The organism is Pseudoduganella sp. (assembly GCF_041914865.1).
Taxonomy (GTDB): Bacteria; Pseudomonadota; Gammaproteobacteria; order Burkholderiales; family Burkholderiaceae_D; genus Rugamonas.
Window position 1 is genome coordinate 40,315 of sequence record NZ_JAYSCO010000032.1, and the last position, 23,033, is coordinate 63,347.

13 protein-coding genes are annotated in these 23,033 nt (G+C 69.2%); 8 read left to right on the top strand and 5 right to left on the bottom strand.

Annotation, left to right across the window (positions count from 1 at the left end):
• The first annotated feature begins 59 nt into the window (after positions 1-59).
• From ACE3TQ_RS15885 to recD, 4 genes are read left to right on the top strand one after another with little or no spacing between them, the layout of a single operon-like run.
• Positions 60-3,134, top strand: coding sequence for a CHASE domain-containing protein (locus tag ACE3TQ_RS15885; protein ID WP_374583251.1), 3,075 nt, complete (start codon positions 60-62; stop codon positions 3,132-3,134).
• A gap of 60 nt (positions 3,135-3,194) precedes the next feature.
• Positions 3,195-6,626: an exodeoxyribonuclease V subunit gamma gene (gene recC, locus ACE3TQ_RS15890; protein WP_374583252.1), complete on the top strand. Its 3,432-nt coding sequence runs from the start codon at positions 3,195-3,197 to the stop codon at positions 6,624-6,626.
• The gene (gene recB, locus ACE3TQ_RS15895) at positions 6,623-10,252 is read left to right on the top strand and encodes an exodeoxyribonuclease V subunit beta (RefSeq protein WP_374583253.1); all 3,630 of its coding nucleotides are present in this window, start codon (positions 6,623-6,625) and stop codon (positions 10,250-10,252) included. The genes recC and recB overlap by 4 nt, the downstream gene beginning before the upstream one ends.
• On the top strand, positions 10,249-12,231 hold the full coding sequence (gene recD, locus ACE3TQ_RS15900) for an exodeoxyribonuclease V subunit alpha (RefSeq protein ID WP_374583254.1): 1,983 nt from the start codon (positions 10,249-10,251) through the stop codon (positions 12,229-12,231). Before recB ends, recD begins: the two co-directional genes overlap by 4 nt.
• 4 nt (positions 12,232-12,235) lie before the next feature.
• Here recD and ACE3TQ_RS15905 read toward each other — a convergent pair whose 3' ends face one another.
• The 3 genes from ACE3TQ_RS15905 to ACE3TQ_RS15915 all read right to left on the bottom strand — a co-directional run bounded on the left by ACE3TQ_RS15905 (position 12,236) and on the right by ACE3TQ_RS15915 (position 16,633).
• Positions 12,236-14,569 carry a histidine kinase dimerization/phospho-acceptor domain-containing protein gene (locus ACE3TQ_RS15905; protein WP_374583255.1) on the bottom strand — a complete coding sequence of 778 codons (2,334 nt, stop codon included), beginning with the start codon at positions 14,567-14,569 and terminating at the stop codon, positions 12,236-12,238.
• Positions 14,570-14,598: 29 nt separating this feature from the next.
• Positions 14,599-15,465, bottom strand: coding sequence for a serine hydrolase (locus ACE3TQ_RS15910; protein ID WP_374583256.1), 867 nt, complete (start codon positions 15,463-15,465; stop codon positions 14,599-14,601).
• Between the two features lie 157 nt (positions 15,466-15,622).
• Positions 15,623-16,633 carry a sulfate ABC transporter substrate-binding protein gene (locus tag ACE3TQ_RS15915; RefSeq protein ID WP_374583257.1) on the bottom strand — a complete coding sequence of 337 codons (1,011 nt, stop codon included), beginning with the start codon at positions 16,631-16,633 and terminating at the stop codon, positions 15,623-15,625.
• Positions 16,634-16,797: 164 nt separating this feature from the next.
• Between ACE3TQ_RS15915 and ACE3TQ_RS15920 the strand changes: the two genes are divergently transcribed.
• The 3 genes from ACE3TQ_RS15920 (at position 16,798) to ACE3TQ_RS15930 (ending at position 20,424) form a co-directional block, all read left to right on the top strand.
• Positions 16,798-17,316, top strand: a complete 519-nt coding sequence (locus ACE3TQ_RS15920; RefSeq protein WP_374583258.1) for a GNAT family N-acetyltransferase — start codon at positions 16,798-16,800, stop codon at positions 17,314-17,316.
• An 83-nt stretch (positions 17,317-17,399) separates the two neighbouring features.
• The gene (locus tag ACE3TQ_RS15925; RefSeq protein WP_374583259.1) at positions 17,400-18,893 is read left to right on the top strand and encodes an ATPase domain-containing protein; all 1,494 of its coding nucleotides are present in this window, start codon (positions 17,400-17,402) and stop codon (positions 18,891-18,893) included.
• Positions 18,886-20,424 (top strand): ATP-binding protein, encoded by a 1,539-nt coding sequence (locus tag ACE3TQ_RS15930; RefSeq protein ID WP_374583260.1) that lies wholly within the window; start codon positions 18,886-18,888, stop codon positions 20,422-20,424. Before ACE3TQ_RS15925 ends, ACE3TQ_RS15930 begins: the two co-directional genes overlap by 8 nt.
• Here ACE3TQ_RS15930 and ACE3TQ_RS15935 read toward each other — a convergent pair.
• Both ACE3TQ_RS15935 and ACE3TQ_RS15940 read right to left on the bottom strand, forming a co-directional pair.
• Positions 20,421-20,645: a 4-oxalocrotonate tautomerase family protein gene (locus ACE3TQ_RS15935; RefSeq protein ID WP_374583261.1), complete on the bottom strand. Its 225-nt coding sequence runs from the start codon at positions 20,643-20,645 to the stop codon at positions 20,421-20,423. The genes ACE3TQ_RS15930 and ACE3TQ_RS15935 overlap by 4 nt on opposite strands.
• Positions 20,633-22,027, bottom strand: coding sequence for an MFS transporter (locus tag ACE3TQ_RS15940; protein ID WP_374583262.1), 1,395 nt, complete (start codon positions 22,025-22,027; stop codon positions 20,633-20,635). The genes ACE3TQ_RS15935 and ACE3TQ_RS15940 overlap by 13 nt, the downstream gene beginning before the upstream one ends.
• 93 nt (positions 22,028-22,120) lie before the next feature.
• On the opposite strand from ACE3TQ_RS15940, the gene ACE3TQ_RS15945 reads away from it, so the two are divergent.
• The gene (locus tag ACE3TQ_RS15945) at positions 22,121-22,978 is read left to right on the top strand and encodes a LysR substrate-binding domain-containing protein (RefSeq protein WP_374583263.1); all 858 of its coding nucleotides are present in this window, start codon (positions 22,121-22,123) and stop codon (positions 22,976-22,978) included.
• Positions 22,979-23,033 lie beyond the last annotated feature (55 nt).

A 23,033-nucleotide genomic window follows, 5' to 3' on the forward strand; every position in this document is an offset into this window, starting at 1 on the left:
GGTTCCGTTCCGGCCTGCTTTAATAGTATGCTGCTCAAATGCAAGACTTTTCTCAATGGATGAGGCGCAAGCTGCGGGGGCTGACGGGCGGCCGGGCCCTGTTGTGGCTGCTCGGCCTGTCGCTGGCGGGGGCGGTGGGCGCCACCTTGTATGCCACCGCCGCCCACACGGTGGAGGAGGAGGCCCAGCAGCGCTTCGACAATATGAACCGCGCCACCCAGTACAGCATCACGGCGCGGGTGAAGGCGTATTCGGACGTGGTGCGCGGCCTGGTGGCGCTGTTCCAGACCAGCGACCAGGTGTCGCGCCTGCAGTTCCGCCAGTACGTGGCGGCGCTCGATATCGGCAAGCATTTCCCGGCGATCGAAGCGATCAATTTCGCGCCCCATGTGCCGCACGGGCAGCGCGAGGCTTTTGTGGCCTCGGTGCGCGGCGATACCAGCCTGGCGCCGGACGGCTATCCCAAGTTCGACATCAAGCCGCCCGGCAAGCGTGAGCATTATTCGCCGCTGACCTATCTTGAGCCGATGGGGCAGCTGATGGAGAAGTTCGGCGTCGACATCACGGCCAACCCGAATATCGACCGCGCCATGCAGCTGTCGCGCGACACGGGCCAGATCAGCGCCTCCGGCCAGCCGGTGGTGGTCAAGCAGCCGGTGCCGCATATTGGCCTGGGCATGCGCCTGCCGGTGTACCGGCGCGGCATGCCGGTGCATGACGTCGCCAGCCGGCGCGCGGCTTTTCTCGGCTCGGTCGGCATCGGCTTTTCGGTGGCGAAGCTGATCCAGGGCGCCATCGATGAAATGGCGGACCGCCAGGTGCACATGATCCTGTACGCCGATGCGTCGACTGATCCGGAAAAGCGCAGCCTGCTGATCGAAAAGGATGACCGCCTGCTGTTCAACGACAATGGTTCGATCGACAAGCCGGCGGCGCTGGCGGGCGATCCGGACGACTATTTCATTTCCGTGCTGCCGATCGACTTCAATGGCAGCCTGTGGAAGGCGCAGTTCTACGCCCGCAAGGATGCGATGATCGTGGGCTTCGACCGCCTGTTCCCGTTCGTTGCGCTGGCCACCGGCTTTGTCGGCACGCTGCTGATCTACGGCTATTTCTTCACCATGTACTCGCAGCGCCGCAACGCGCTGGAGCAGCGCCGCCTGCTCGACAGCGTGCTCGATAACGTCGATGCCCACGTCTACATGAAGGACCAGGACCGGCGCTTCGTCTATGTGAACGCGAAGATGGCGGAGATGATCGGGCGCCCGGTGGAGGACATCATCGGCCGGTTCGATCGCGAAGTGATGCCGGCGCGCGAGTCCGATGAGGCCTGGCGCGAGGACCGCGTGGTGCTGGCGGACGGCCAGAAGCGTTCCGGTGAAGACAGCTATACCGACCGCCATGGGGTGGTGCACCACCTGTGGACGGTGAAGGCGCCGGTGCGGCTGGACAAGGAGGTGTCGGTGGTGATCGCGCTGTCGACCGACGTGACCGAGCTGCATATGCTGAAGGAGCAGGCGCGCGCCGCCAACCAGGCCAAGAGCGATTTCCTGTCGAATATGAGCCATGAAATCCGCACGCCGATGAATTCGGTGATCGGCATGGCGCACCTGGCGCTGAAGGGCGCCACCAATCCGAAGCAGAAGGACTACCTGCAGAAGATTTACCACTCCGGCCAGCACCTGCTGGGCATCATCAACGACATCCTCGACTTTTCCAAGATCGAGGCCGGCAAGCTGGACCTGGAGGTGCTGGACTTTGCGCTGGAGTCGCTGCTGACCAATATTTCCAGCCAGCTTGGCGATGCGGCCAGCCGCAAGGGCCTGGAGCTGGTGTTCGAGATCTGGCCCGGCCTGTCGCACCAGCTGCGCGGCGACCCGCTGCGGCTGGAGCAGGTGCTGCTGAATTTCACCAGCAATGCCATCAAGTTTTCCGAGAACGGCAAGATTTATATCCGCGCGCGGCCGGTGGAGGACCGCGACAACTACACCGTGGTGCGCTTCGAGGTGCAGGACAACGGCATCGGCATGACGCCGGCCCAGGTGTCGAACCTGTTCCAGTCCTTCCACCAGGGCGACACCTCGACCACCCGCAAATATGGCGGCACGGGCCTGGGCCTGGTGATCAGCAAGCAGCTGTCGGAACTGATGGGCGGCACGGTGGGCGTGGAGTCGGAGCCGGGCCACGGCTCGACCTTCTGGTTTACCGCCAAGCTGCAGAAGGGTCCCCACCTGCTGCAGGCCACCGACAGCAATGCGCTGCAGCCGGACATCCTGGCGCCGATCCACGGCGCCTCCATCCTGCTGGTGGAAGATAATATCTTCAGCCAGCAGGTGGGGCAGGAGCTGCTGGAGGACGCCGGCGCCACCGTGGTGGTGGCCAACAACGGCAAGGAGGCCATCGACCTGCTGCTGAAGGAGCATTTCGACTGCGTGCTGATGGACGTGCAGATGCCTGTGATGGACGGCTATGAGGCGACGCGCCTGATCCGCGCCCATCCCAAGCTGGCCGGCACCCTGATCATCGCCATGACGGCCAACGCCGGCAAGGAGGACCAGGCGCGCTGCCTGGCGGCCGGCATGGACGAATTCGTGACCAAGCCGATCGCGCCCAACCTGCTGTTCTCCGTGCTGTCCAAGTGGATGAGCCAGCGCGCCGCCGAGGGCCGCACCGCGCAGGTGCGCAGCACCACCACGCCGGGCCAGGCCGCCGCGTCCACGCCCGCAACGGCCGCCGCTCCGGCGCCGGCCGCGCCGCCGGCGGAGGAGGTGGTGCCGGGCGAGGCGGAATTGTTCGACGTGCGCGCGCTGGCGCAAACCTTCGGCAACAAGCCGGAGAAGATGCGCAAGTACGCCAATATGTTCATCGATTCGGCGCAGGATGGCTTGCGCGAGGTGCAGGCCGCGCTGGAGGCGGGCGATATGGTGCGCCTGTCGGAGCTGGGGCACCGCATCAAGTCGTCGGCGCGCGCCGTGGGCGCCATGAGTTTCGCCGAGCTGTGCCTGGCGCTGGAAAAACTGGCGCCGGCCGACGGCATCGAGCGCGCCCGCGCCATCGTGCTGCAGATGCAGCCGTTGCTGGAGCGCCTGCGCGAGCATATTGCGCAGGAAATGAACGCGAATATCCCGGGATAGCGACACACTTTGTCGCTGGAGCGGCGATAATAGCAATCCTTGCTCATTCGCTGCTCTTACATGGCCCCAAGCATCCAACCCGGTCTCCTTATCCTGCACGGCAACCAGCTGGAAGAGCTGCGCGGCGCCGTGTTCCAGTGGCTGCGCGGCCACCCGCTGGCGCCGCTGGAGCAGGAAATCTTCCTGGTGCAGTCGAACGGCGTGGCGGAATGGCTGAAGATCGCCCTGGCCGAGGAAACGGGCCTGTGCGGCGCCACCCGCGTGGCGCTGCCGGCGCGCCTGCTGTGGGAAATCTACCGCGGCATGCTGGGCCACGCGCGCGTGCCGCCCATTTCCGCCTTCGACAAGGGCCCGCTGACCTGGCGCCTGATGCGCCTGTTGCCGCAGCTGCTGGCGCAGGAAGCGTTCGCGCCGCTGCGCCACTTCCTGCGCGATGGCGACCCGGAACGCCGCCTGCAGCTGGCCGAGCGCCTGGCCGACCTGTTCGACCAGTACCAGGTGTACCGCGCCGACTGGCTGGAGGACTGGGCCGCCGGGCGCGACCAGCTGCGCAATGCGCGCGGCGAGCCGGTGCCGCTGGCGCCGGACCAGCGCTGGCAGGCCGCATTGTGGCGTGCGGTGGCGGCCAGCGTGCCGGAACAGGAGCGCGGCCTGGGCCGGGCCAGCGTGCACGCCGCCTTCGTCGAGGCGGTGCAGCGCGGCGACCAGCCGCTGGGGCGCCTGCCGCGCCGCATCGTGCTGTTCGGGGTGTCGGCGCTGCCGTACCAGACCTTGCAGGCCATGGCCTCGCTGGCGCGCTTCACCCAGGTGGTGATCGCGGTGCCCAATCCCTGCCGCTACTACTGGGGCGACATCATCGAAGGGCGCGACCTGCTGCGCGCGGCGCGCCACCGCCATGCGGCGCGCAAGGACATCGACTTGTCGGCGGTGCCGCTGGAGGCGCTGCATGCGCACAGCCATCCCTTGCTGGCGAGCTGGGGCCGGCAGGGGCGCGATTACATCCGCATGCTGGACGAGTTCGACACCGCCGCCGACCTGGCGGGGCGCGAAGACAAGCTGCGCGTGGACCTGTTCAGCGAGGGCGAAGGCGACACCCTGCTGGCCCAGGTGCAGGCGGCGGTGCGCGACATGCTGCCGCTGGCCGAGCATCCGGCGGCCGTGGGCGCGGCGCCGCCGCCGGACGCCGACCGTTCGATCGAGTTCCACGTCGCCCACAGCGTGCAGCGCGAGGTGGAGATCCTGCACGACCAGCTGCTGGCCATGTTCGCGGCCGACCCCGGCCTGCGGCCGCGCGACGTGGTGGTGATGGTGCCCGATATCGACGTCTTCACGGCCTCGATCCGCGCCGTGTTCGGCCAGCACCGGCGCCACGACCCGCGCTTCATCCCGCACGAGATCGGCGACGTCAACGACCGCAGCGTCAATCCGCTGCTGGTGGCGCTGCAATGGCTGCTGCGCCTGCCGCAGCAGCGTTGCCGCCAGAGCGAGGTGCGCGACCTGCTGGACGTGCCGGCCCTGGCGCGCCGCTTCGGCCTGGCCGAGGACGACCTGCCCACGCTGGGCCAGTGGATCGAAGGCGCCGGCGTGCGCTGGGGCCTGGACGCCGGCCACCGCGCCGGCCTGGGGCTGGCGCCGGCCGGCGAGCAGAATGCCTGGATGTTCGGCGTGCGGCGCATGCTGCTGGGCTACGCGGCCGGCAATGGCGGCGCCTATGCCGGCATCGAGCCATATGCGGAGGTGGGCGGGCTCGATGCCGCGCTGGCCGGTTCGCTGGCGCAGCTGATCGAGGCGCTGCTGGCCTGGCGCGAGCGCCTGGGCGTGGCGCGCCCGCCGCTGGAATGGGCCGAGCAGGCGCGCCTGCTGCTGGCTGCCTTCTTCAGCGACCGCGACGAGGCCGACCGCCTGACGCTGGCGCGCCTGGACGACGCCCTGGACAAGTGGCTGGCAACCTGCGAGGACGCCGGCTTTGACGAGGCGGTGCCGCTGGCCACCCTGCGCGAAGCGTGGATGGGCGGGCTGGACGAGCCGTCGCTGGAGCACCAGTTCGTCTCCGGCGGCGTCACCTTCTGCACCCTGATGCCGATGCGCGCGGTGCCGTTCCGCGTGGTGTGCCTGCTGGGCATGAACGACGGCGACTTCCCGCGGCGCGCCAGCCGCGCCGACTTCGACCTGCTGGTGCTGCCGGGCATGGCGCGCCCGGGCGACCGTTCGCGCCGCGACGACGACCGCTACCTGATGCTGGAGGCGCTGCTGGCGGCGCGCGACAAGCTGTATATCAGCTGGGTCGGACGCAATGTGCGCGATAACAGCGAACAGCCGCCGTCGGTGCTGGTGGCGCAGCTGCGCGACTACCTGCAGGCCGGCTGGCGGCTCAACCTCGCCGCGCGCACCACGGCGCATGCGCTGCAACCGTTCAGCCGCGCCTATTTCGAGCGCGGCGGCCTGCTGACCTATGCCGGCGAATGGCGCGCGGCGCACGACGCGGGCGAGGCTGGCGCGGCGCATGCCGGTGGCGCAGCCGACCCGGCGGCGCTGGCGCCGTACGAGCTGGAGGAAGGCTTCCGCCTGCGCCTGTCGACGCTGGCGGCCTTCCTGCGCCAGCCGGTGCGCCATTTCTTCCGCCAGCGCCTGGGCGTGTTCTTCGGCGAATCGGCGGTGGTGGGCGAGGACGAGGAGCCGTTCCAGCTGAATGGGCTGGAGCGCTACACCCTGGAAGATGCCATGCTGGCCGACAGCGGCGAGCTGGAGGCGCTGGACCAGGTGCGCGACAGCCTGCGCCAGCGCGGCCTGCGCCTGCGGCGCCAAGGCATGCTGCCGATCGGCCTGATCGGCGAGCGCGTGCTGGACGAACTGGTGGAGGAGCTGGTGCCGGTGCGCACCGCCTGGCTGGCCCTGTGCGGCACTTACTGGGAGACCGCGCCCAAGCTGGCGGTGCACCTTGAACTGGGCGGCCTGCTGCTGGAGGACTGGGTCGACCAGCTGCGCCGGGCAGAGGGCGCCACGGCCTGGCTGATGCAGATGTCCTCGCGCGTGTGCGACAAGTCGGGCGCGCCGCGCGGCGAAAAACTGATCCCGATGTGGCTGCGCCAGCTGGCTGCGGCGGCGCAGGGGCAGGCGGTGACCGGTTTCCTGGTGGCGCGCGACGCCATCGTGGTCATGGCGCCCTTGCCGCAGGACGAGGCGCTGGCCACGCTGCGCGCGCTGGCGGCCCTGTGGCGCGAGGGCATGGACCGGCCGTTGCCGGCGGCCTGCAAGACTGGCCTGGCGCTGGTGATGGAGGGCGATGCGCGCAGTACTTATGATGGAGGTTTCGAACTGTCCGGCGAGAATGAAGATCCCTGCCTGGCCCGCCTGTGGCCGGACTTTGCCGCACTGTCGGCGCAGGAAGGGTTTGCGGCATTCAGCCGCGCCCTGTACCAGCCGCTGGCCGACTGGCTGGCGCAATCGGTGAGCGTGCAGCCGATCGGCGGCGAAGGGGAGGGCGAGCAATGAGCAGCGCACTGAACCCGCTCGATTTCCCGCTGCACGGCTCGCGCCTGATCGAGGCCAGCGCCGGCACCGGCAAGACCTGGACCATTGCGGCCCTGTACGTGCGCCTGGTGCTGGGGCATGGCCGGGAGAACGCCTTCCAGCGGCCGCTGATGCCGTCCGAAATCCTGGTGATGACCTTTACCCGCGCCGCCACGCGCGAGCTGTCCAACCGCGTGCGCGAGCGCCTGGTGGAGGCGGCCGCCTACTTCCGCGCCGAGGGGGAGCTCGAGCCGGACGGCTACCTGGATGCCTTGCTGGAGGAGCTGCCCGACGAGGGCGCGCGCCTGCAGGCGGCGCACCGGCTGCAGCTGGCGGCCGAAACGATGGACGAAGCGGCCATCTTCACCATCGATGCCTGGTGCCAGCGCATGCTGCGCGAGCACGCCTTCGACAGCGGCAACCTGTTCGACGAGGAGCTGCTCAGCGACGAGGGCGCGCTGTACGAGGACGCGGCGCACGACTACTGGCGCCAGCAGGTCTATCCGCTGGGCGAGGACGCGCTGCAGGTGCTGCTGTCCGCCTGCCGCGACGTGGAGGCGCTCAAGCGCAGCGTGCGCGAGCTGGCGCGCCGGCCCGATGCGGCCGGGGTGGCCGGGCCGGAAACGCTGGGCGCCATGATCGCCCGCGTGCGGCGCGAGCAGATGGCGGCGCTGGCCGCGCTGAAAGACGGCTGGGCCGAACGCGCCGACCGCATGGAAGGCTGGATCGCCGCCCAGCGCGAAGCGAACCCGAAATGCTTCAACGGCACCAAGCTGCGCGCCGACTCGGTGGCCAAATGGTTTGCCGCCCTGCGCGACTGGGCCGGCGACCCGGGCCAGCACATGCCGGACATGAACGATACGCCCTGGTTCCGCCTGACGCCGGCCGGCATGGTCGACGCCTGCGCCAAGAACTTCGCGCCGGACATCCCGGACGACTTCGAGGAGATCGCGCCGCTGCGCCGGGCGCTGGACGCGATCGAACCGCTGCGCCACCACGTGTTCCGCCACGCCGCCGCCACCATCGCGGCCCGCATGCAGGAGCTGAAGGCGCAGCAGCGCCAGTTCGGCTTCGCCGACATGCTGGAACGCCTGCGCGGCGCGCTGGAAGGGGCGAACGGTGCGGCGCTGCGCCAGCGCATCGTTACCCAGTACCCGGTGGCGCTGGTCGACGAATTCCAGGATACCGCCCCCAGCCAGTACCGCATCTTCAACCTGCTGTACCGGGTGGCGGAGAATACGCCGGAGCTGGGCCTGTTCCTGATCGGCGACCCGAAGCAGTCGATCTATGGCTTCCGCGGCGCCGACATCCACAGCTACCTCGATGCGCGGCGCGCCACCGCGGGCCGCCATTACCAGCTGGGCACCAATTTCCGCTCCACCGCGCAGGTGGTGGCGGCGGTCAACCAGGTCTTCCTGCATGCGGAAGGGGTGGCCGGGCAGGGCGGCTTTGCGCGCGGCGCCTTCCGCTTCCGCACGGCCGAGGGCAATCCGCTGCCGTTCGACGCGGTCGGCGCGCGCGGCCGCGACGAGCGGCTGGTCGGCCCGGATGGCGACATCCAGGCCCTGACCGCCGGCTGCACGCTGGAGCAGCTGGGCGCCGACGCCTACCGCGAATACTTCGCCGAGCAGTGCGCCGAGCACATCGCCTGCCTGCTGAACGACGAATCCACCGGCTTCCAGGGGCCGCAAGGCTTCAGGCGCCTGCAGCCGGCCGATATCGCCATCCTGGTGCGCGACCGGCGCGAAGCGGCGGCCGTGCGCAAGGCGCTGCAGCGGCGCGTGGTGCCAAGCGTCTACCTGTCCGACAAGGATTCGGTGCTGTCGAGTGAGGAAGCGGCCGACATGCTGCGCTGGCTGTCGGCCGTGGCCAACCCGCTGGACGGCCAGCTGGCGCGCACCGCCTTCGCCACCCGCAGCGCCAACCTGCCGCTGGCCGAGCTGGCCCAGTTCTCGGCCGACGAGCTGGCGTGGGAGCGGCGCGTCGAGCAGTTGAAGGAGTGGCACGTGGTGTGGCAGCGCCAGGGCGTGCTGGCCATGCTGCGCCGCTTCATCCACGACCTGGGCCTGCCGGCGCAGCTGCTGGCGCGCCCGGGCGGCGAGCGCAGCCTGACCAATATGCTGCACCTGGCCGAACTGCTGCAGCAGGCCAGCCGCCAGCTGGAAGGCGAGCAGGCCCTGATCCGCTGGCTGGCCGAGCAGATCGAGGACGAGACGGACGGCGGCGACGAGCGCGTGCTGCGTCTGGAATCGGACGCGGAGCTGGTCAAGGTGGTCACCGTGCACAAGTCGAAGGGCCTGGAATACCCGCTGGTCTACCTGCCGTTCGCGGTCACCGTGCGCAAGGTGGACAAGCGCAACCGCATCTTCTTCGAGTACACCGACGCCAGCGGCGAGCGCCGCATCGACATGCAGCTGTCGGACGCCGGGCAGGAGGCGGCGGAGGCGGCGCGCATCGAGGAAGACCTGCGCCTGCTCTACGTGGCGCTGACGCGCGCGCGCCACTTCCTGTGGCTGGGCGTGGCGGCCCTGCCCGCGCGCAAGAAGGACGAGAACACCCTGCACGAATCGGCGCTGGGCTACCTGCTGACCGGCGGCGAGCCGCTGCCGGCCGGCCAGCTGCTGGAGAGCTGGCAGCGCCTGCGCGCCGGCTGCGACGCCATCGCGGTCGCCACGCTGGCGCCGCAGGTGCCGGTGACGCGCCTGGCGCGCGCCGTGCAGCGGCCGCCGCTGGAGGCGCCGCTGGCCTACGACGCCGAATTCGAGCGCGACTGGTCGGTCGGCAGTTTCAGCTCGCTGGCGCGGCGCAGCGGCGAAGCCTTGCCGGCGCCGATGCACGCGGCGCAGGAAACCCTGATGGAAGGCGAGGATGCCGCCAGCATTGTGCGCATCGAGGACACGGCCTGGCATCGCTTCCCGCGCGGCTCGGTGCCCGGCAACTTCCTGCACGAGCAGCTGGAGGCGCTGGCGCGCGAAGGATTCGCCGCCATCCACCAGGAGCATTACGCCGAACGGGCCGCGCGCCAGATCAAGCGCGCCGGCTGGGGCCACCGCGAGGCCGATACGCTGGAATGGCTGCGCGCCATCGCCGGCACGGTGCTGCCGCCGCTGGGCAGCGCGCTGGACGGCATCAGCACGCTGCTGCCGGAAATGGAGTTCTGGTTCCCCAGCGAGCGGCTGGACACGGCGCAGCTGGACCGCCTGTGCCGCCAGCACCTGCTGGACGGCATCGCGCGCCCGGCGCTGCCGCAGCGCGAGCTGCACGGCATGCTGAAAGGTTTCTGCGACCTGGTGTTCGAGCACGCGGGCCGCTACTGGGTGCTGGACTACAAATCGAACGCGCTGGGCGGCGGCGACGCGGCCTACCACAAGGCGGCGCTGGCGCACGGCATGGCGGCCCACCGCTACGACGTGCAGGGCGCCATCTACATGCTGGCCCTGCACCGCCTGCTGCGCACGCGCCTGGGCGCGGCCTACGACCCGGCCCGCCAGCTGGGCGGCGCCATCTTCTACTTCCTGCGCGGGGTCGGCAATGAACAGACGCGCGGCTGCTACGTGCTGCCGCGCGACGCGCAACTGCTGGACGGACTGGACGGACTTTGCACATGAGTTTTTACGAACATATCGACATGCTGGCCGAAGGCGGCATGCTGCGCCGCCTGGGGCCTGTGTTCGCCCGCTTCGTGACGTCGCTGGCGGCGCCGGACAGCGCGGCCGCCGGCAACCCGCTGGCGCTGGCCTGCCTGCTGCTGTCGGAGCTGGAAGGGCGCGGCCACAGCTGCCTGCAGCTGGCGGCGCTGGCCGGCGACCCCGCGCCCATGCTGGGCTGGAGCGACGACGACTGGCCCGGCCTGTGCGCCGAAGCCGGCGCGCTGCCGCAAGGCGAGGCGGCCTGGCACGCCTATCTGCAAGCATGCCCGCAGGTGCTGTGCTGGCCCGGCGGCGAGGAGTGCGGCCAGCCGCTGGTGCTGGCCGGCGGCCGCCTGTACCTGCGCCGCTACTGGTCGGACGAGAACACGGTGGCGCATGCGGTGCGCGCCCGCACCGGAGAAAAATGGGGACGTACCCCATTTAATGATGATTCTCCATTAAATGGGGTACGTCCCCATTTTTCTCCGCCGCCGGCGCTGGTGCGCCAGTGGCTGGACCAGCTGTTCACCCATGCCACGCGCGAGGGCGGGGCGGACTGGCAGAAGATCGCCTGCGCGGTGGCCACGCGCGGCGGGCTGGCGGTGATCACGGGCGGCCCCGGCACCGGCAAGACCTACACCGTGGCGCGCCTGCTGGCCCTGCTGTTTGCGCTGGAGGGCGAGCACGCCAGCCAGTTGCGCGTGGCGCTGGCGGCGCCCACCGGCAAGGCGGCGGCGCGCCTGAAGCAGGCCATCGACGATGCGCTGGACAAGCTGGAGCAGGGCCTGGACGGCGCCCTCCCGCTGCGCGCCCTGGCCGAGCGCATGGGCGGCGCGCGTACCCTGCATTCGCTGCTCGGCGCGCGGCCCGACACGCGCGCCTTCCGCCACAACGCCGCCAACCCGCTCGATGTCGACGTGCTGATCGTCGACGAGGCCTCGATGGTGCACCTGGAAATGATGGCGGCGCTGCTGGACGCCCTGCCGTCCGGCGCGCGCCTGGTCCTGCTGGGCGACAAGGACCAGCTGGCGTCGGTGGAAGCCGGCTCGGTGCTGGGCGACTTGTGCCACGATGCGCAGGCCGGCGGCTACGACGCCGCCACTGCCGCCTTCGTGCAGGCCGCTTCCGGCCAGGATATCCCGCCCGAGTACCTGGGCCAGGCCGGCGCGCTGGCGCAGCAGACCGTGATGCTGCGCCAGAGCCGCCGCTTCGGCGGGCCGATCGGCCAGCTGGCGCTGGCGGTCAACCAGGGCGACGCGGAAGCGGCGCGCGCCGTGCTGCGCGCCGACAGCGGCGGCCAGCTGCACTGGAACGAGGCGGCGCAGCAGGAAGACATGCTGCGCCTGGCCAGCGAGGGCTACCGGCCCTTCCTGGAACTGGTGCGGCAGGGCAGCGGCGGCGCCGGCCACGATGCCTGGGCCGCCGGCGTGCTGCAGGCGTTCGAAGGCTTCCGCCTGCTGTGTGCGGTGCGCGAAGGCGAGTGGGGCGTGACGGGCCTGAACGACAGCATCGCCCAGCGCCTGGAAGCGCAAGGGCTGCTCAAGCGGCGCGGCGAATGGTATGTCGGGCGGCCGGTCATGGTCACCCGCAACGACTATGCCACCGGTGTCTACAACGGCGACATCGGCCTGGTGCTGCCCGACCCCGAGCGCGCCGGCTCGCTGCGCGTGTATTTCTCGGACGCCGGCCAGGTGCGCAGCGTGCTGGCGACGCGCCTGCGCAATGTGGAAACGGCGTTTGCCATGACCGTGCACAAATCGCAGGGCTCGGAATTCAGCCACACGGTGCTGGTGCTGCCGCGCGAAGCGTCCAGCGTGCTGGCGCGCGAACTGGTCTACACCGGCATCACGCGCGCGCGCCAGCGCTTCACGCTGCTGACGCCCAACGCCGGCGTGCTGCCGGACGCGATCCGGCGCCGCACCGAGCGCACCAGCGGCTTGCGCAGCCTGCTGGCCTGAGGCTTCAGGCGGCCTGCGCGCCCGGCCCCTGGGCCGCCTGCAGGTCGGCGCGGATGGCCTGCAGCACCGCGTCGAGCCGGGGCGCCAGGCGCGCCAGCTCGGCGTCCGCGCCGGCGCCGCCGCGCAGGGCGTTCAGCACTTCCGCCGCGCCCTGGCGCAAGTCCTCCATGCCCAGTTGCGCCGCCAGCCCGGCCAGGGTGTGCGCCAGCCTTTGCGCGCGCGCCTGGCTGCCCTGCGCCAGCGCGTCGGCAATGGCGGCATGCAGGGTGGCCTGGCTGTGCAGGAACTGGCCCAGCATCTTGTGCAGGTGCGACGGGTTGCCCTGCATGCGCGCCAGCGCCCCGGCCACGTCGATGCCGCAGGCGGCCAGCGCCGGCCAGGCCGCGCGCGCCACGGCCTGCGCTTCCGCGCTGGGCGTGGCGGCCGGCAGCGCGTGCTGGAACAGGGCGGTGAAGATGAAGCGGTTGCCCTGCGCCGGGTCGCTCTCCAGCATCAGGTGGCCGCCCAGCATGGCCGCCAGCTGGCGCGCCACCGACAGCCCCAGGCCGGCCGCGCTGTCGCCCTGCGACACCGGCTCGAACAGCTGGATGGCGGCGTCGCGCGCGGCGCCGGTGTCGCGCACTTCGCAGCGCAGCACGGTGGCGCCGTGGCCGCCATCGCCCGTGTCGCGCTGCACCGCCAGCAGCACCTTGCCCTGGTCGGTGAAGCGCACCGCGTGCGCCAGCAAATGCTGCAGCAGCTGCTGCAGGCGCGCGGCATCGCCCACCAGCTCGGCCGGCACCGCCGCATCGACCGCGCATTCCAGCCGCAGGCCCTTGGCCTGGGCCGGCGCCTGCCAGGCGGCGCAGGCCTGTTCGGCGGCCTGGCGCACGCTGAATACGCATTCCTGCATATGCAAGGCGCCCGCTTCGATGCGCGAGAAGTCGAGGATGTCGTTGAACATGGCCAGCAGGCTGGCCGCCGCGCCGTCGACTTGCTGCAGGTAGCTGCGCTGGCGGGCGTCGAGCTGGCCTTGCAGCGCGAGCTGGGTCAGGCCGATGATGGCGTTCAGCGGGGTGCGGATTTCATGGCCCATATTGGCCAGGAAGGAGCTCTTGCTGCGGTGGGCGCTATCGGCCGTCTCCTGCGCCGCCGCGATGGCGCGTTCGGCCTGGCGCAGCTCCGTCACGTCCAGCCCGAAGGAGAGCAGGGCGATGTCGCCTTCCTCCAGCACGGTGTGGCGCCAGGCGATGCGGCGCTCGTCGCCGGAGGCGGTGGTGAGCAGGTGTTCCTGCGCCGGCGGCATGGCGCGCAGCTGCTCCTGCTGGCCGCCGGCCGGCCACAGCGCGATGGCCGACATCGGCAGCAGCGGCAGGTCGCGCCACACGCGCCCCAGCACGGCCTGGCGCGCGCAGCCGGTCACGCGCACGGCGGTGTCGTTAAACAGCAGCACTTCGCCGTCGCGCCCCAGGCCCAGTACCAGCAGGTCGGCATTGTTCATCAGCTGGTCGAGCAGGCGGCGTGTGCGGCGCAGCTTGTCGCCGGCGGCGTCGCGCGCCGCCGCCGCGTTGGCCAGGTCCTGCTGCAAGGCGTGCAGCGAGAGCAGCAGCTCGCCCGTTTCGTCGTGGCAGGGGGCGGGCGGCGGCGAGGACAGGTCGCCCTGATGCATGCGCTGCGCCACCGCCAGCGCCTCGGCCAGCGGCTGCGTGATGCTGCGGCTGATCAGCCAGGCCAGGCCGACCGCCAGGCCGAGCGAGGCGGCCAGGATGGCCAGCAGCAGCACGCTGTCGCGCTGCACGCGGTCGGCGGCCTGGCCCTCGGTAAAGCGGGCCCGGCTCGCCGCCAGCTGCACCAGGTTGTCGACCACGCGCCGGTGCTGCTCGTAATGGCGCTTCATCGACAGCAGGGCGTGTTCGGCGCGCGGCTTGTCGGCCAGCTCGAGCGCCGGCACCAGCTGGCCGAAGGCGTCGCGGTAGAAAGCCGCCGCATGCAGGTTGCTTTGCTTGAGCGCGTCGGCCAGGCTGGGGTCGAGCTGGCGCCCCTGCCAGTACTGCTGGCGCGCCAGCTGCTGCGCGTGCAGCGTACGCAGGCGCTGCGCCAACTGGTCGCGTTCGGCCTGGTTGCCGGCGGCGGCCAGCTGCTGCGCCAGCAGGAACGACTCGATGATGTACAGCGGCGGCGGCAGCACGTCCGCGATCAGGTCCTTGCCCTGGATCACGTCGCCGTACAGCGGACCGTTCACGCGCAGTTCATCCAGCGTGCGGAACGACCACAGGCCGTACAGCAGGAAGCCGGCGGCGAAGATCCCGACCAGGATCGCCAGGCGGCGCGCGAAGCGCAGGTTGCGCAGCAGGTCCATGGCGCCTCCCGGCAGCGAACCCCGTCAGGTCAGGCGCGGCGGCGACGGCGTTCCGTGGTGCGCGCAGCTTTCTTGCGCGGGCTGGATGCTTTCATCACCTTGGGCTCATTGCCGCCGGCCAGCAGGCGGCGGATGTTCAGCGCATCCATCAGGCGCGCGGAATTGCCACTGGCGTTCAGCAGGACCAGGGTGGCGTTGCGGCCGGCCTCGGTGATGCGCATGATGAGGCAGCGGCCCGCTTCTTCGGTGTAGCCGGTCTTCGACAGGCCGATGTCCCAGCCCTTGGCGCCGACCAGGCGGTTGGTGTTGTGGTACTCGACCTTGCGCCCCTTCATGGTCATGACTTCCTCGGTATCGGTGGTCATGCGGCGGATTTCCGGGTACTTGGCGGCAGCGGCGGCCATCTTCACCAGGTCGGCGGCGTTCGAGGTGTTGTGCGGCGACAGGCCGGTCGGCTCGTCGATGCGGGTGCTGTGCATGCCAAGCTGCCTGATCTTGGCGTCGACCGCGGCCTTGAAGGCGGCGGGGCCGCCGGGGAAGGTGCGCGCCAGCGAGGCGGCGGCGCGGTTGTCGGACGACATCAGCGCCAGTTGCAGCACTTCGCCGCGCGACAGGGTGGCGCCGACCGGCACGCGCGAGGTGCTGTGCTTGAGCGTGTCGACGTCTTCGCGGTCGATGCTGATCTGCTCCTGCATATCGAGCTTGGAGTCGAGCACGACCATCGCGGTCATCAATTTGGTCAGGGAAGCGATCGGGACCACGGCGGTGGCGTTCTTCTCGACCAGGACTTTGCCGGTCTCATCCTCAACGACCAGCACGGATTGCGAGCTCATGGGAGCGGCAAACACGGCGGCGGAGATCGACATCAGCAGGGCTGTGGTGATTTTCTTGAGCATGTTCGGAATGCGGGATAGGTCAGGGCGGAATATTGCTGGATTAGGGGCAATATTCTAAATTCCGAAGATATCACTTATGGGTTAACTCGTCCAGCCAGCGTCAATTATGCGCAACTTAAGGCGAAAAAAAAGCCGGCTTGGCCGGCTTTTAAATACGTCATTTGGACGAATAAATCTTGTCGAACTCGCCGCCATCGTCAAAGTGTTTCTTTTGCGCGGCGCGCCAGCCGCCAAACACCTCATCCACGGTGAACAGGGAAATCGGTTTGAAATTGGCGGCATATTTCTTAAACACCGCTTCCGAGCGCGGACGCAAATAGTGCTTGGCGATAATTTCCTGGCCCGCTTCCGAATACAGGAAATTCAGGTAGGCGGTCGCTTCCTTGCGGATATTCTTTTTATCCACGACTTTATCGACCACCGCCACCGGCGATTCGGCCAGGATGGAAGCGGCCGGGTACACCACTTCAAAGTTGTCGCCGAATTCGGCGCGTACCATGCTCACCTCGTTCTCAAAGGTCACCAGCACGTCGCCGATCTGGCGCTGGGTGAAGGTGGTGGTGGCGGCGCGGCCGCCGGCGTCGAGGATCGGCACATTCTTGAAGATCTTGCCCACCAGCTCGCGCGCCTGCGCCTCGTTGCCGCCTTTTTTCAGTACCGAGCCCCACGCTGCCAGGTAGGTGTAGCGGCCGTTGCCGGCGGTTTTCGGGTTGGGGATGATCACCTGCACGCCCGGCTTGGCCAGGTCGCCCCAGTCCTTGATCGCTTTCGGATTGCCCTTGCGCACCAGGTAGACCATGGTGGAATAGGCCGGCGCCGCATTGTGCGGGAATTTCTTGGCCCAGTCCTGCACCACCAGGCCGCGGTCGGCCAGCATATCGATGTCGTTGGCCTGGTTCATGGTCACCACCGACGCTTCCAGGCCGTCGGCCACGGCGCGCGCCTGCTTGGACGAGCCGCCATGCGACTGCTTGATGGTGACGTCGGTCCCGGTGCTCTTCTTATAGGCAGCGGCGAAGGCCGGGTTGACGTCCTTATACAGTTCACGCGCCACGTCGTAGGACACGTTCAGCAGGGTCACTTCCTGGGCCGCGGCGACCGGGGCGAAACCGACGGCAGCCGCCGCCAGGGCGGTGCCGAGTGCAAATGCGAATTTGTTATAAGTCATGGCAGTCTCTATTGTGAAAACAGATATGCATGGTCTAGAATTCGGCGCCGAAATGAAACTACTTATTCGTTATAAGCTTAGATAGGCTGCCGCCGGGCGGTGGCCGACGGGGATTTTGCCGCTGGTGTATATTCCGCCTGTGAACTGGTTATTTGAGAGCACGCATGAGTTTTGAAATTCGCCGCGCGGAAGCGAACGACGCCACGGCTGCCTGTGAGGTGCTGCGACGCTCGATCGCCGAATGTTGTGTGCTTGACCATAAAAATGATCCCGCCATCCTCGGCGCCTGGCTCGGCAACAAGACCCCGGAAACGGTCGCGTCCTGGTTCGCCTCGCCCACCAATTACGCCGTGGTCGCCACCGAGGACGGGGCGGTGGTCGGCGTCGCCCTGCTGACGGCGGCCGGCAAGCTGGCCCTGTGCTACCTGCTGCCCGAGGTGCGCCAGCGCGGCGCCGGCAAGGCCTTGCTGGCCTGCGTCGAGCAGCAAGCCTGCAGCTGGGGCGTGAAGGCGCTGCAGCTGCACAGCACCGCCAGCGGCGAGGAATTCTTCGCGCGCCAGGGCTACCTGCGCGCCGGCAACGTGCGCTCGCCGTACGGCGTGGAAACGGTGTTCTTCTGGAAGCAGCTGGACGGCACGGTGTGCGACGCCAGCAAACCCAAGCGATTCTGCGGTTGCAATTGACCAGGGGCACGGTTCAAACGTACCGTGCAATTTGGATACAACTGCTATAGTGTCTTATCGACAATCTTCGCGCGGGGTCCAGTATGCTCCAACCGCAGAACAACCAGACTGACGCATTCATCTCGACCGGCATCGACGGGCTCGACTCCATCCTGGCAGGGGGGCTGACCAAGGACCGGCTTTACCTGCTGGAAGGCGATCCCGGTTCCGGCAAGACCACCATGGCGCTGCAATTCCTCGTGGAAGGCGCGCGGCGCGGCGAGCCAGTGCTGTACATTACGCTGGCCGAGAACGAGGTCGAGCTGCGCGCCGTGGCGCGCTCGCATGGCTTTTCGATGGACGGCATCAGCGTGCATGAAATCATCGCGGCCGAGAGCGTGCTTGATCCGGATGAGCAGTACACCGTATTCCACCCGTCCGAAGTGGAACTGGGCGAGACCAACCGCCGCATCCTGTCCCATATCGAACAGCTCAACCCGAGCCGCGTGGTGCTCGATTCGCTGTCCGAACTGCAGCTGCTGGCCGGCAGCGCGCTGCGCTACCGGCGCCACGTGCTGGCACTCAAGCAGTACTTTGCCCGGCGCGCCTGCACCGCCCTGTTCCTCGACGATCAAACCGCGGTGGGCGGCGACCAGCAGGTGCGCAGCATCGCCCATGGCGTGATCTCGCTGCAGCAGGCCGAGTCGGGCTACGGCGCCGAGCGGCGCATCCTGCGCGTGCTGAAGTACCGCGGCATCGATTACCGGCGCGGCCCGCACGATTATGTGATCGTGCGCGGCGGCGTGGTGGCGTTCCCGCGCATCGTGCCGTCCGAATCGCGCGAAGCGGTGGCCCGGCACCAGGTGGCGAGCGGGCGCGCCGAACTCGACGCGCTGCTGGGCGGCGGCATCGAGGCTGGCTCCAGCACCCTGATCTCGGGGCCGCCGGGCACCGGCAAGTCCAGCCTTGCCGCGCAGTTCGTCAAGACGGCCACCGGGCAGGGCCACAAGGCGGCCATGTTCGTGTTCGAGGAAGCCTTGAGCACGCTGCTGAACCGGGCCGACGGCATCGGCATGGACCTGCGCACGCCGATCGCCGAAGGCTTGCTCACGGTGCACCAGATCGACCCGGCCGAGCTGTCGCCCGGGCAGTTCTCCCACATGGTGTGCCGCGCCGCCGACGCCGGCGCCCGGGTGGTGGTGATCGACAGCCTGAACGGCTACCTGAACGCGATGCCGGAAGCGCGCTTCCTGACCACGCACCTGCGCGAAGTGCTGACCTACCTGGGCCAGCGCGGCGTGGTCACCCTGCTGGTCGGCGTGCAGCAGGGTGTAATCGGTAACATGAGCTCCAATGTCGATGTCAGCTACCTGGCCGACAATGTGCTGCTGCTGCGCTATTACGAAGCGTTCGGCGCCGTGCACAAGGCCCTCTCCGTGTTCAAGAAACGCGGCAGCGAACACGAAACCACCCTGCGCTCGTTCGACATCACGCGCCAGGGCATCCAGGTCGGGCCTGTGCTGGCCGGCTTCCGCGGCATCCTGACCGGGGTGCCGACGCCGGAGGAGCACGTCGCGGGCAAGGAGTCGCATGGATAAGCTCGAGCAGCGCATCGTGGTCTACGCCCCGGTCGGCAAGGATGCCCGCCTGATCTGCGACGTGCTGGCCCATGCGCGCCTGGAATGCGAAACCTGTGCGGCGCTGGCGCAGGTGGTGCCGCAGTTGCGGCAGGGCGCCGCCGCCCTGTTCGTGGTCGAGGAAGCGTTCAATGCCGGCTTCCTGGCCGAGCTGACCGGCTTCCTGTCCGGCCAGCCGGCCTGGTCGGACTTGCCGGTGCTGGTGCTGAGCAAGCAGGGTCTCGATTCGGTGGCCGTGCGCAAGGTGTTCGAACAGGTCGGCAATGTCACCTTGCTCGAGCGGCCGGTGCGGCGCGCCACCTTGCTCAGCGCGGCCCTGTCGGCGCGCCGCGCGCGCAAGCGCCAGTACGAAATGCGCGAAGTCGACCGGCGCAAGGATGAGTTCCTGGCCATCCTCGGGCACGAACTGCGCAACCCGCTGGCGCCGATCCGCACCGCGATGGATGTGCTGAACACCATGCCCGACAGCTCGCCGCGCCTGCGCCATATCACCCAGGTGGTGGAGCGCCAGGTCAAGCACCTGACGCGCCTGGTCGATGACTTGCTGGACGTGGCGCGCATCACCAACGACAAGGTGGCGCTCAAATGCGAGTGGGTCAGCCTGGAGACGGTGCTGCAGCATGCGGTGGAATTGTGCCGGCCGCAGCTGGAAGCGGGCGGCCAGGTGCTCGAGCTGCAGCAGCCGGCGGGCAGCGTGCTGCTGTCGGGCGACCGGGCGCGCCTGGTGCAGAGCCTGGCCAATGTGCTGGGCAATGCCATCAAGTTCTCGCCGCCGGGCGCGCCGGTCGAGCTGCGCGCGACGGTCGAGGGCGGCGATATCGTGCTGGCCGTGCGCGACCATGGCCCCGGCCTGGAGCCGGAAGCGCGCGCCCGCATCTTCGAGCTGTTCGTGCAGGGCCCGGCCGGGCGTTCGCATGCGCTGGGCGGCCTGGGCATCGGCCTGAGCCTGGCGCAACGCTTTACGCGCATGCATGGCGGCACGGTGCAGGTCAACAGCCCCGGCCCGGGCCAGGGCTGCGAATTCGTGCTGCGCATGCCGATCGTGGTGGCGGAGCGGCGCCGGCGGCCGCGCCCGGCCCCGCGCGCCGACGGCCAGGATGGCGAGGGGCCGCTGCGCGTGATGGTGGTGGACGACAATGTGGACGGCGCCGAGATGCTGCAGACGATGCTGGAAATGGATGGCTACCTGGTGGGCAAGGCGCATGACGGCCAGGGCGCCATCGCGCTGGCCGAGCGCTTCCATCCGCATGTGGCGCTGATGGACATCGGCCTGCCCGATATGCAGGGCTACGAGGCGGCGCGCCGCATCCACGCCCTGCGCCAGGATGACGACACGGTGTTCATCGCCATGACCGGCTGGGGCCACGACGAGGCGCGCCGCCTGGCGGCGGAAGCCGGCATCCAGCATTACCTGGTGAAGCCGGTCGACCTCAACCTGCTGCGCCAGCAGCTGGCCGATATCCGCAGCCACGTGGGTCCGCGCACCGCTTAAGCCTGCTTGGCCCTGGCCTCCGCCGCCCGTGCGCGCAGCGTGGTCACATTATCGTAGCCGATGCCCCAATTGTCGGTGTCCACCTCGTCGATGATGACGAAGGTGGTGGCCGGGTTCTTGTTCAGCACGCGCTGCAGCAGTTCGGTGGCGCCCTTGATCAGTTCCAGCTTCTGCTCGGCGGTGGCACCTTCGCGGGTGATGCGGAAATTTACGTACGGCATGGTGTTTCTCCTTGGTTGAAAAATGGTTGGGGCAGGCAGCGCCAGGCCAGCAGCGCGGCCAGCAGGAGCAGGGCGCTGGCCACGGCCAGGGCCAGGCGGGTGCCGTGCAGGGCCGCGCCGCTGCCGGGTCCGGCCAGCAGGGTGCCGAAGATGGCCACACCCATGGCGCCGCCGACCTGGCGCGCCGTATTCAGGACGGCCGAGGCGGTGCCCGCCTGGCGGCGCTCGACGGCCGCCAGGATCGACGTCGTCATGGCCGGCACGGCCAGGCCCATGCCGCCGGGAATGAGCAGCAGCCCGGGCAGCATGGCCAGGAACGACGCGTCGTGCGCAATGCCGAAGCCGCCCAGCAGCGCGTAGCCGGCGGCGCCGGCCAGGCCGCCCGCCACCATCGGCAGGCGCGGCCCGACGCGCGCCTGCAGCCAGCCGCTGGCGAGATTGGAAAAGATGAAAGTGCCGGTCAGCGGCAGGAAGATCAGGCCCGCCTGCAGCGCCGGGTAACCGCGCACCTGCTGCAGGTAAATGCTGAAGACGAAGATCACCCCGTAATAGGCAAAATTGACCAGCACGCCGAACAGCACGGCGCCGGAAAAGGCGCGCGCGGCGAACAGACCCAGCGGCAGCATGGGTGCGGCGGCGCGGCGCTGGCGCCGGAGGAAGAGGGCGCCGGCCACCAGCGCCGCCAGCAGGGCGCCGTGCAGCAGCGGGCTGCGCAGGCCCAGCGCATGGGCTTCGATCACGGCGCCGACCAGGGCGGTCAGGGCCACGATGGCCAGCAGCTGGCCCGGCATATCGATGCCGCGCGCGTCCGGCTTGCCGTCCAGGGCCGGGACGGCGCGCAGGGTCAGGCCGAAGCCGAGCAGGCAGAGCGGGATGTTGACCCAGAAAATGGCGCGCCAGCCAGCCACCTCCATCAGCAGGCCGCCCAGCACCGGGCCCGCCGCGATCGAGACGCCGCCGGCGGCGGTCCACCAGGCGATGGCGCGCGCCAGCTGCGCGCGCTCGCCGGCATAGGCCGCGTTCAGGATGGCCAGCGAGCTGGGCACCATGAAGGCAGCGCCCACGCCCTGCACCGCGCGCGCCAGGTTGAGCGCGAGGGCGCCCGGCGCCAGGGCGCAGGCCAGCGACGCCACGGTGAACAGGCCAAAGCCGGCCAGGAAAATGCGGCGCGCGCCGAAGCGGTCGCCCAGCACGCCGGCCGACAGCAGGAACACAGCGAAGCTGAGGGTATAGGCATCCACCACCCACTGCAGCGCGCCCACGCCGGCGCCCAGCTCGCGCCCGATGGCGGGCAGGGCGACGTTGACGATGGTCACGTCGAGCTGGACGATGACGAAGGCGAAACTGGCGGCCAGCAGGATGGCGGGCGATGGTCGTGGCATGGCAAAGCTCCTTGTTTGCCTGAACTATATGCCGCTTCCAGTATCATTAAAAATGAATAATAATGAAGCAATCCATCTCGCCAGGAGAACTGAATGGAACTCTCATCGCTGCGCATTTTCAAGACCGTGGCCGAGGAGGGCAGCGTGACCCAGGCCGCCGCCCGCCTGCACCGCGTGCAGTCCAACGTCTCGGCCCGCCTGACCCAGCTGGAAGAATCGCTGGGCGTGACCTTGTTCCACCGCTCCGGGCGGCGCCTGCTGATCACACCGGAAGGCACACGCCTGCTGGAATACGCCGAACGCCTGCTGCGCCTGGCCGACGAAGCGCAAATGTCGGTGCGTGGCGAGCAGGAACCGTCGGGCCAGCTGCGCATCGGCTCGATGGAAACCACGGCCGCCGCCCGCCTGCCGCGCGTGCTGGGCGCCTTCCACCGCCAGTACCCGCAAGTCGACCTGGTACTGGAAACCGGCCCCACCGACCACATGGTGCAGGCCGTGCTTAACCACAAGGTGGACCTGGCCCTGGTGGCGGCGCCGATCGAACGTCCGGAGCTGGTGCAGGTGCCGGTGTTTGTGGAAGAGCTGGTGCTGCTGACCGACGCCCTGCAAGGCCCGGTGCGCGAACCGGCCGACGTGGCGCGCCGCACGCTGCTTGGTTTCCGCAGCGGCTGCTCCTACCGCCGCCGCCTGGAATGGTGGTTTGCCGACGCCGGCATCAGCCCGACCCGCCTGGCCGAATTCGGCACCTTCGAAGCCATCATCGGCTGCGTCGCCGCCGGCATGGGGGTGGCCATGATGCCGCGCGAAGTGATCAAGCAGCGCAACCTCGGCCGCACCGTGCAATGCCACGAACTGCCGCCCGAAGTAGCCGAAGTGGAGACCCTGATGGTGTGGCGGCGCGACATCCCCCAGCACCCCGCCCGCGACGCCTTCGCCGCCAGCTTCCAATAGATTCGGGGTCAGGTCTGACAATCGGACAAACTATGCGCTTCGCGCATAGTTTGTC

Excerpts from the sequence above, each read along its gene's own strand:
- ACE3TQ_RS15945 (WP_374583263.1), top strand. The coding sequence starts at position 22,121 with ATGGAACTCTCATCGCTGCGCATTTTCAAGACCGTGGCCGAGGAGGGC.
- ACE3TQ_RS15905 (WP_374583255.1), bottom strand. The coding sequence starts at position 14,569 with ATGGACCTGCTGCGCAACCTGCGCTTCGCGCGCCGCCTGGCGATCCTG.
- ACE3TQ_RS15935 (WP_374583261.1), bottom strand. The coding sequence starts at position 20,645 with ATGCCGTACGTAAATTTCCGCATCACCCGCGAAGGTGCCACCGCCGAG.
- recC (WP_374583252.1), top strand. The coding sequence starts at position 3,195 with ATGGCCCCAAGCATCCAACCCGGTCTCCTTATCCTGCACGGCAACCAG.
- ACE3TQ_RS15920 (WP_374583258.1), top strand. The coding sequence starts at position 16,798 with ATGAGTTTTGAAATTCGCCGCGCGGAAGCGAACGACGCCACGGCTGCC.
- recB (WP_374583253.1), top strand. The coding sequence starts at position 6,623 with ATGAGCAGCGCACTGAACCCGCTCGATTTCCCGCTGCACGGCTCGCGC.
- ACE3TQ_RS15940 (WP_374583262.1), bottom strand. The coding sequence starts at position 22,027 with ATGCCACGACCATCGCCCGCCATCCTGCTGGCCGCCAGTTTCGCCTTC.
- ACE3TQ_RS15910 (WP_374583256.1), bottom strand. The coding sequence starts at position 15,465 with ATGCTCAAGAAAATCACCACAGCCCTGCTGATGTCGATCTCCGCCGCC.
- ACE3TQ_RS15885 (WP_374583251.1), top strand. The coding sequence starts at position 60 with ATGAGGCGCAAGCTGCGGGGGCTGACGGGCGGCCGGGCCCTGTTGTGG.
- ACE3TQ_RS15930 (WP_374583260.1), top strand. The coding sequence starts at position 18,886 with ATGGATAAGCTCGAGCAGCGCATCGTGGTCTACGCCCCGGTCGGCAAG.
- recD (WP_374583254.1), top strand. The coding sequence starts at position 10,249 with ATGAGTTTTTACGAACATATCGACATGCTGGCCGAAGGCGGCATGCTG.
- ACE3TQ_RS15925 (WP_374583259.1), top strand. The coding sequence starts at position 17,400 with ATGCTCCAACCGCAGAACAACCAGACTGACGCATTCATCTCGACCGGC.
- ACE3TQ_RS15915 (WP_374583257.1), bottom strand. The coding sequence starts at position 16,633 with ATGACTTATAACAAATTCGCATTTGCACTCGGCACCGCCCTGGCGGCG.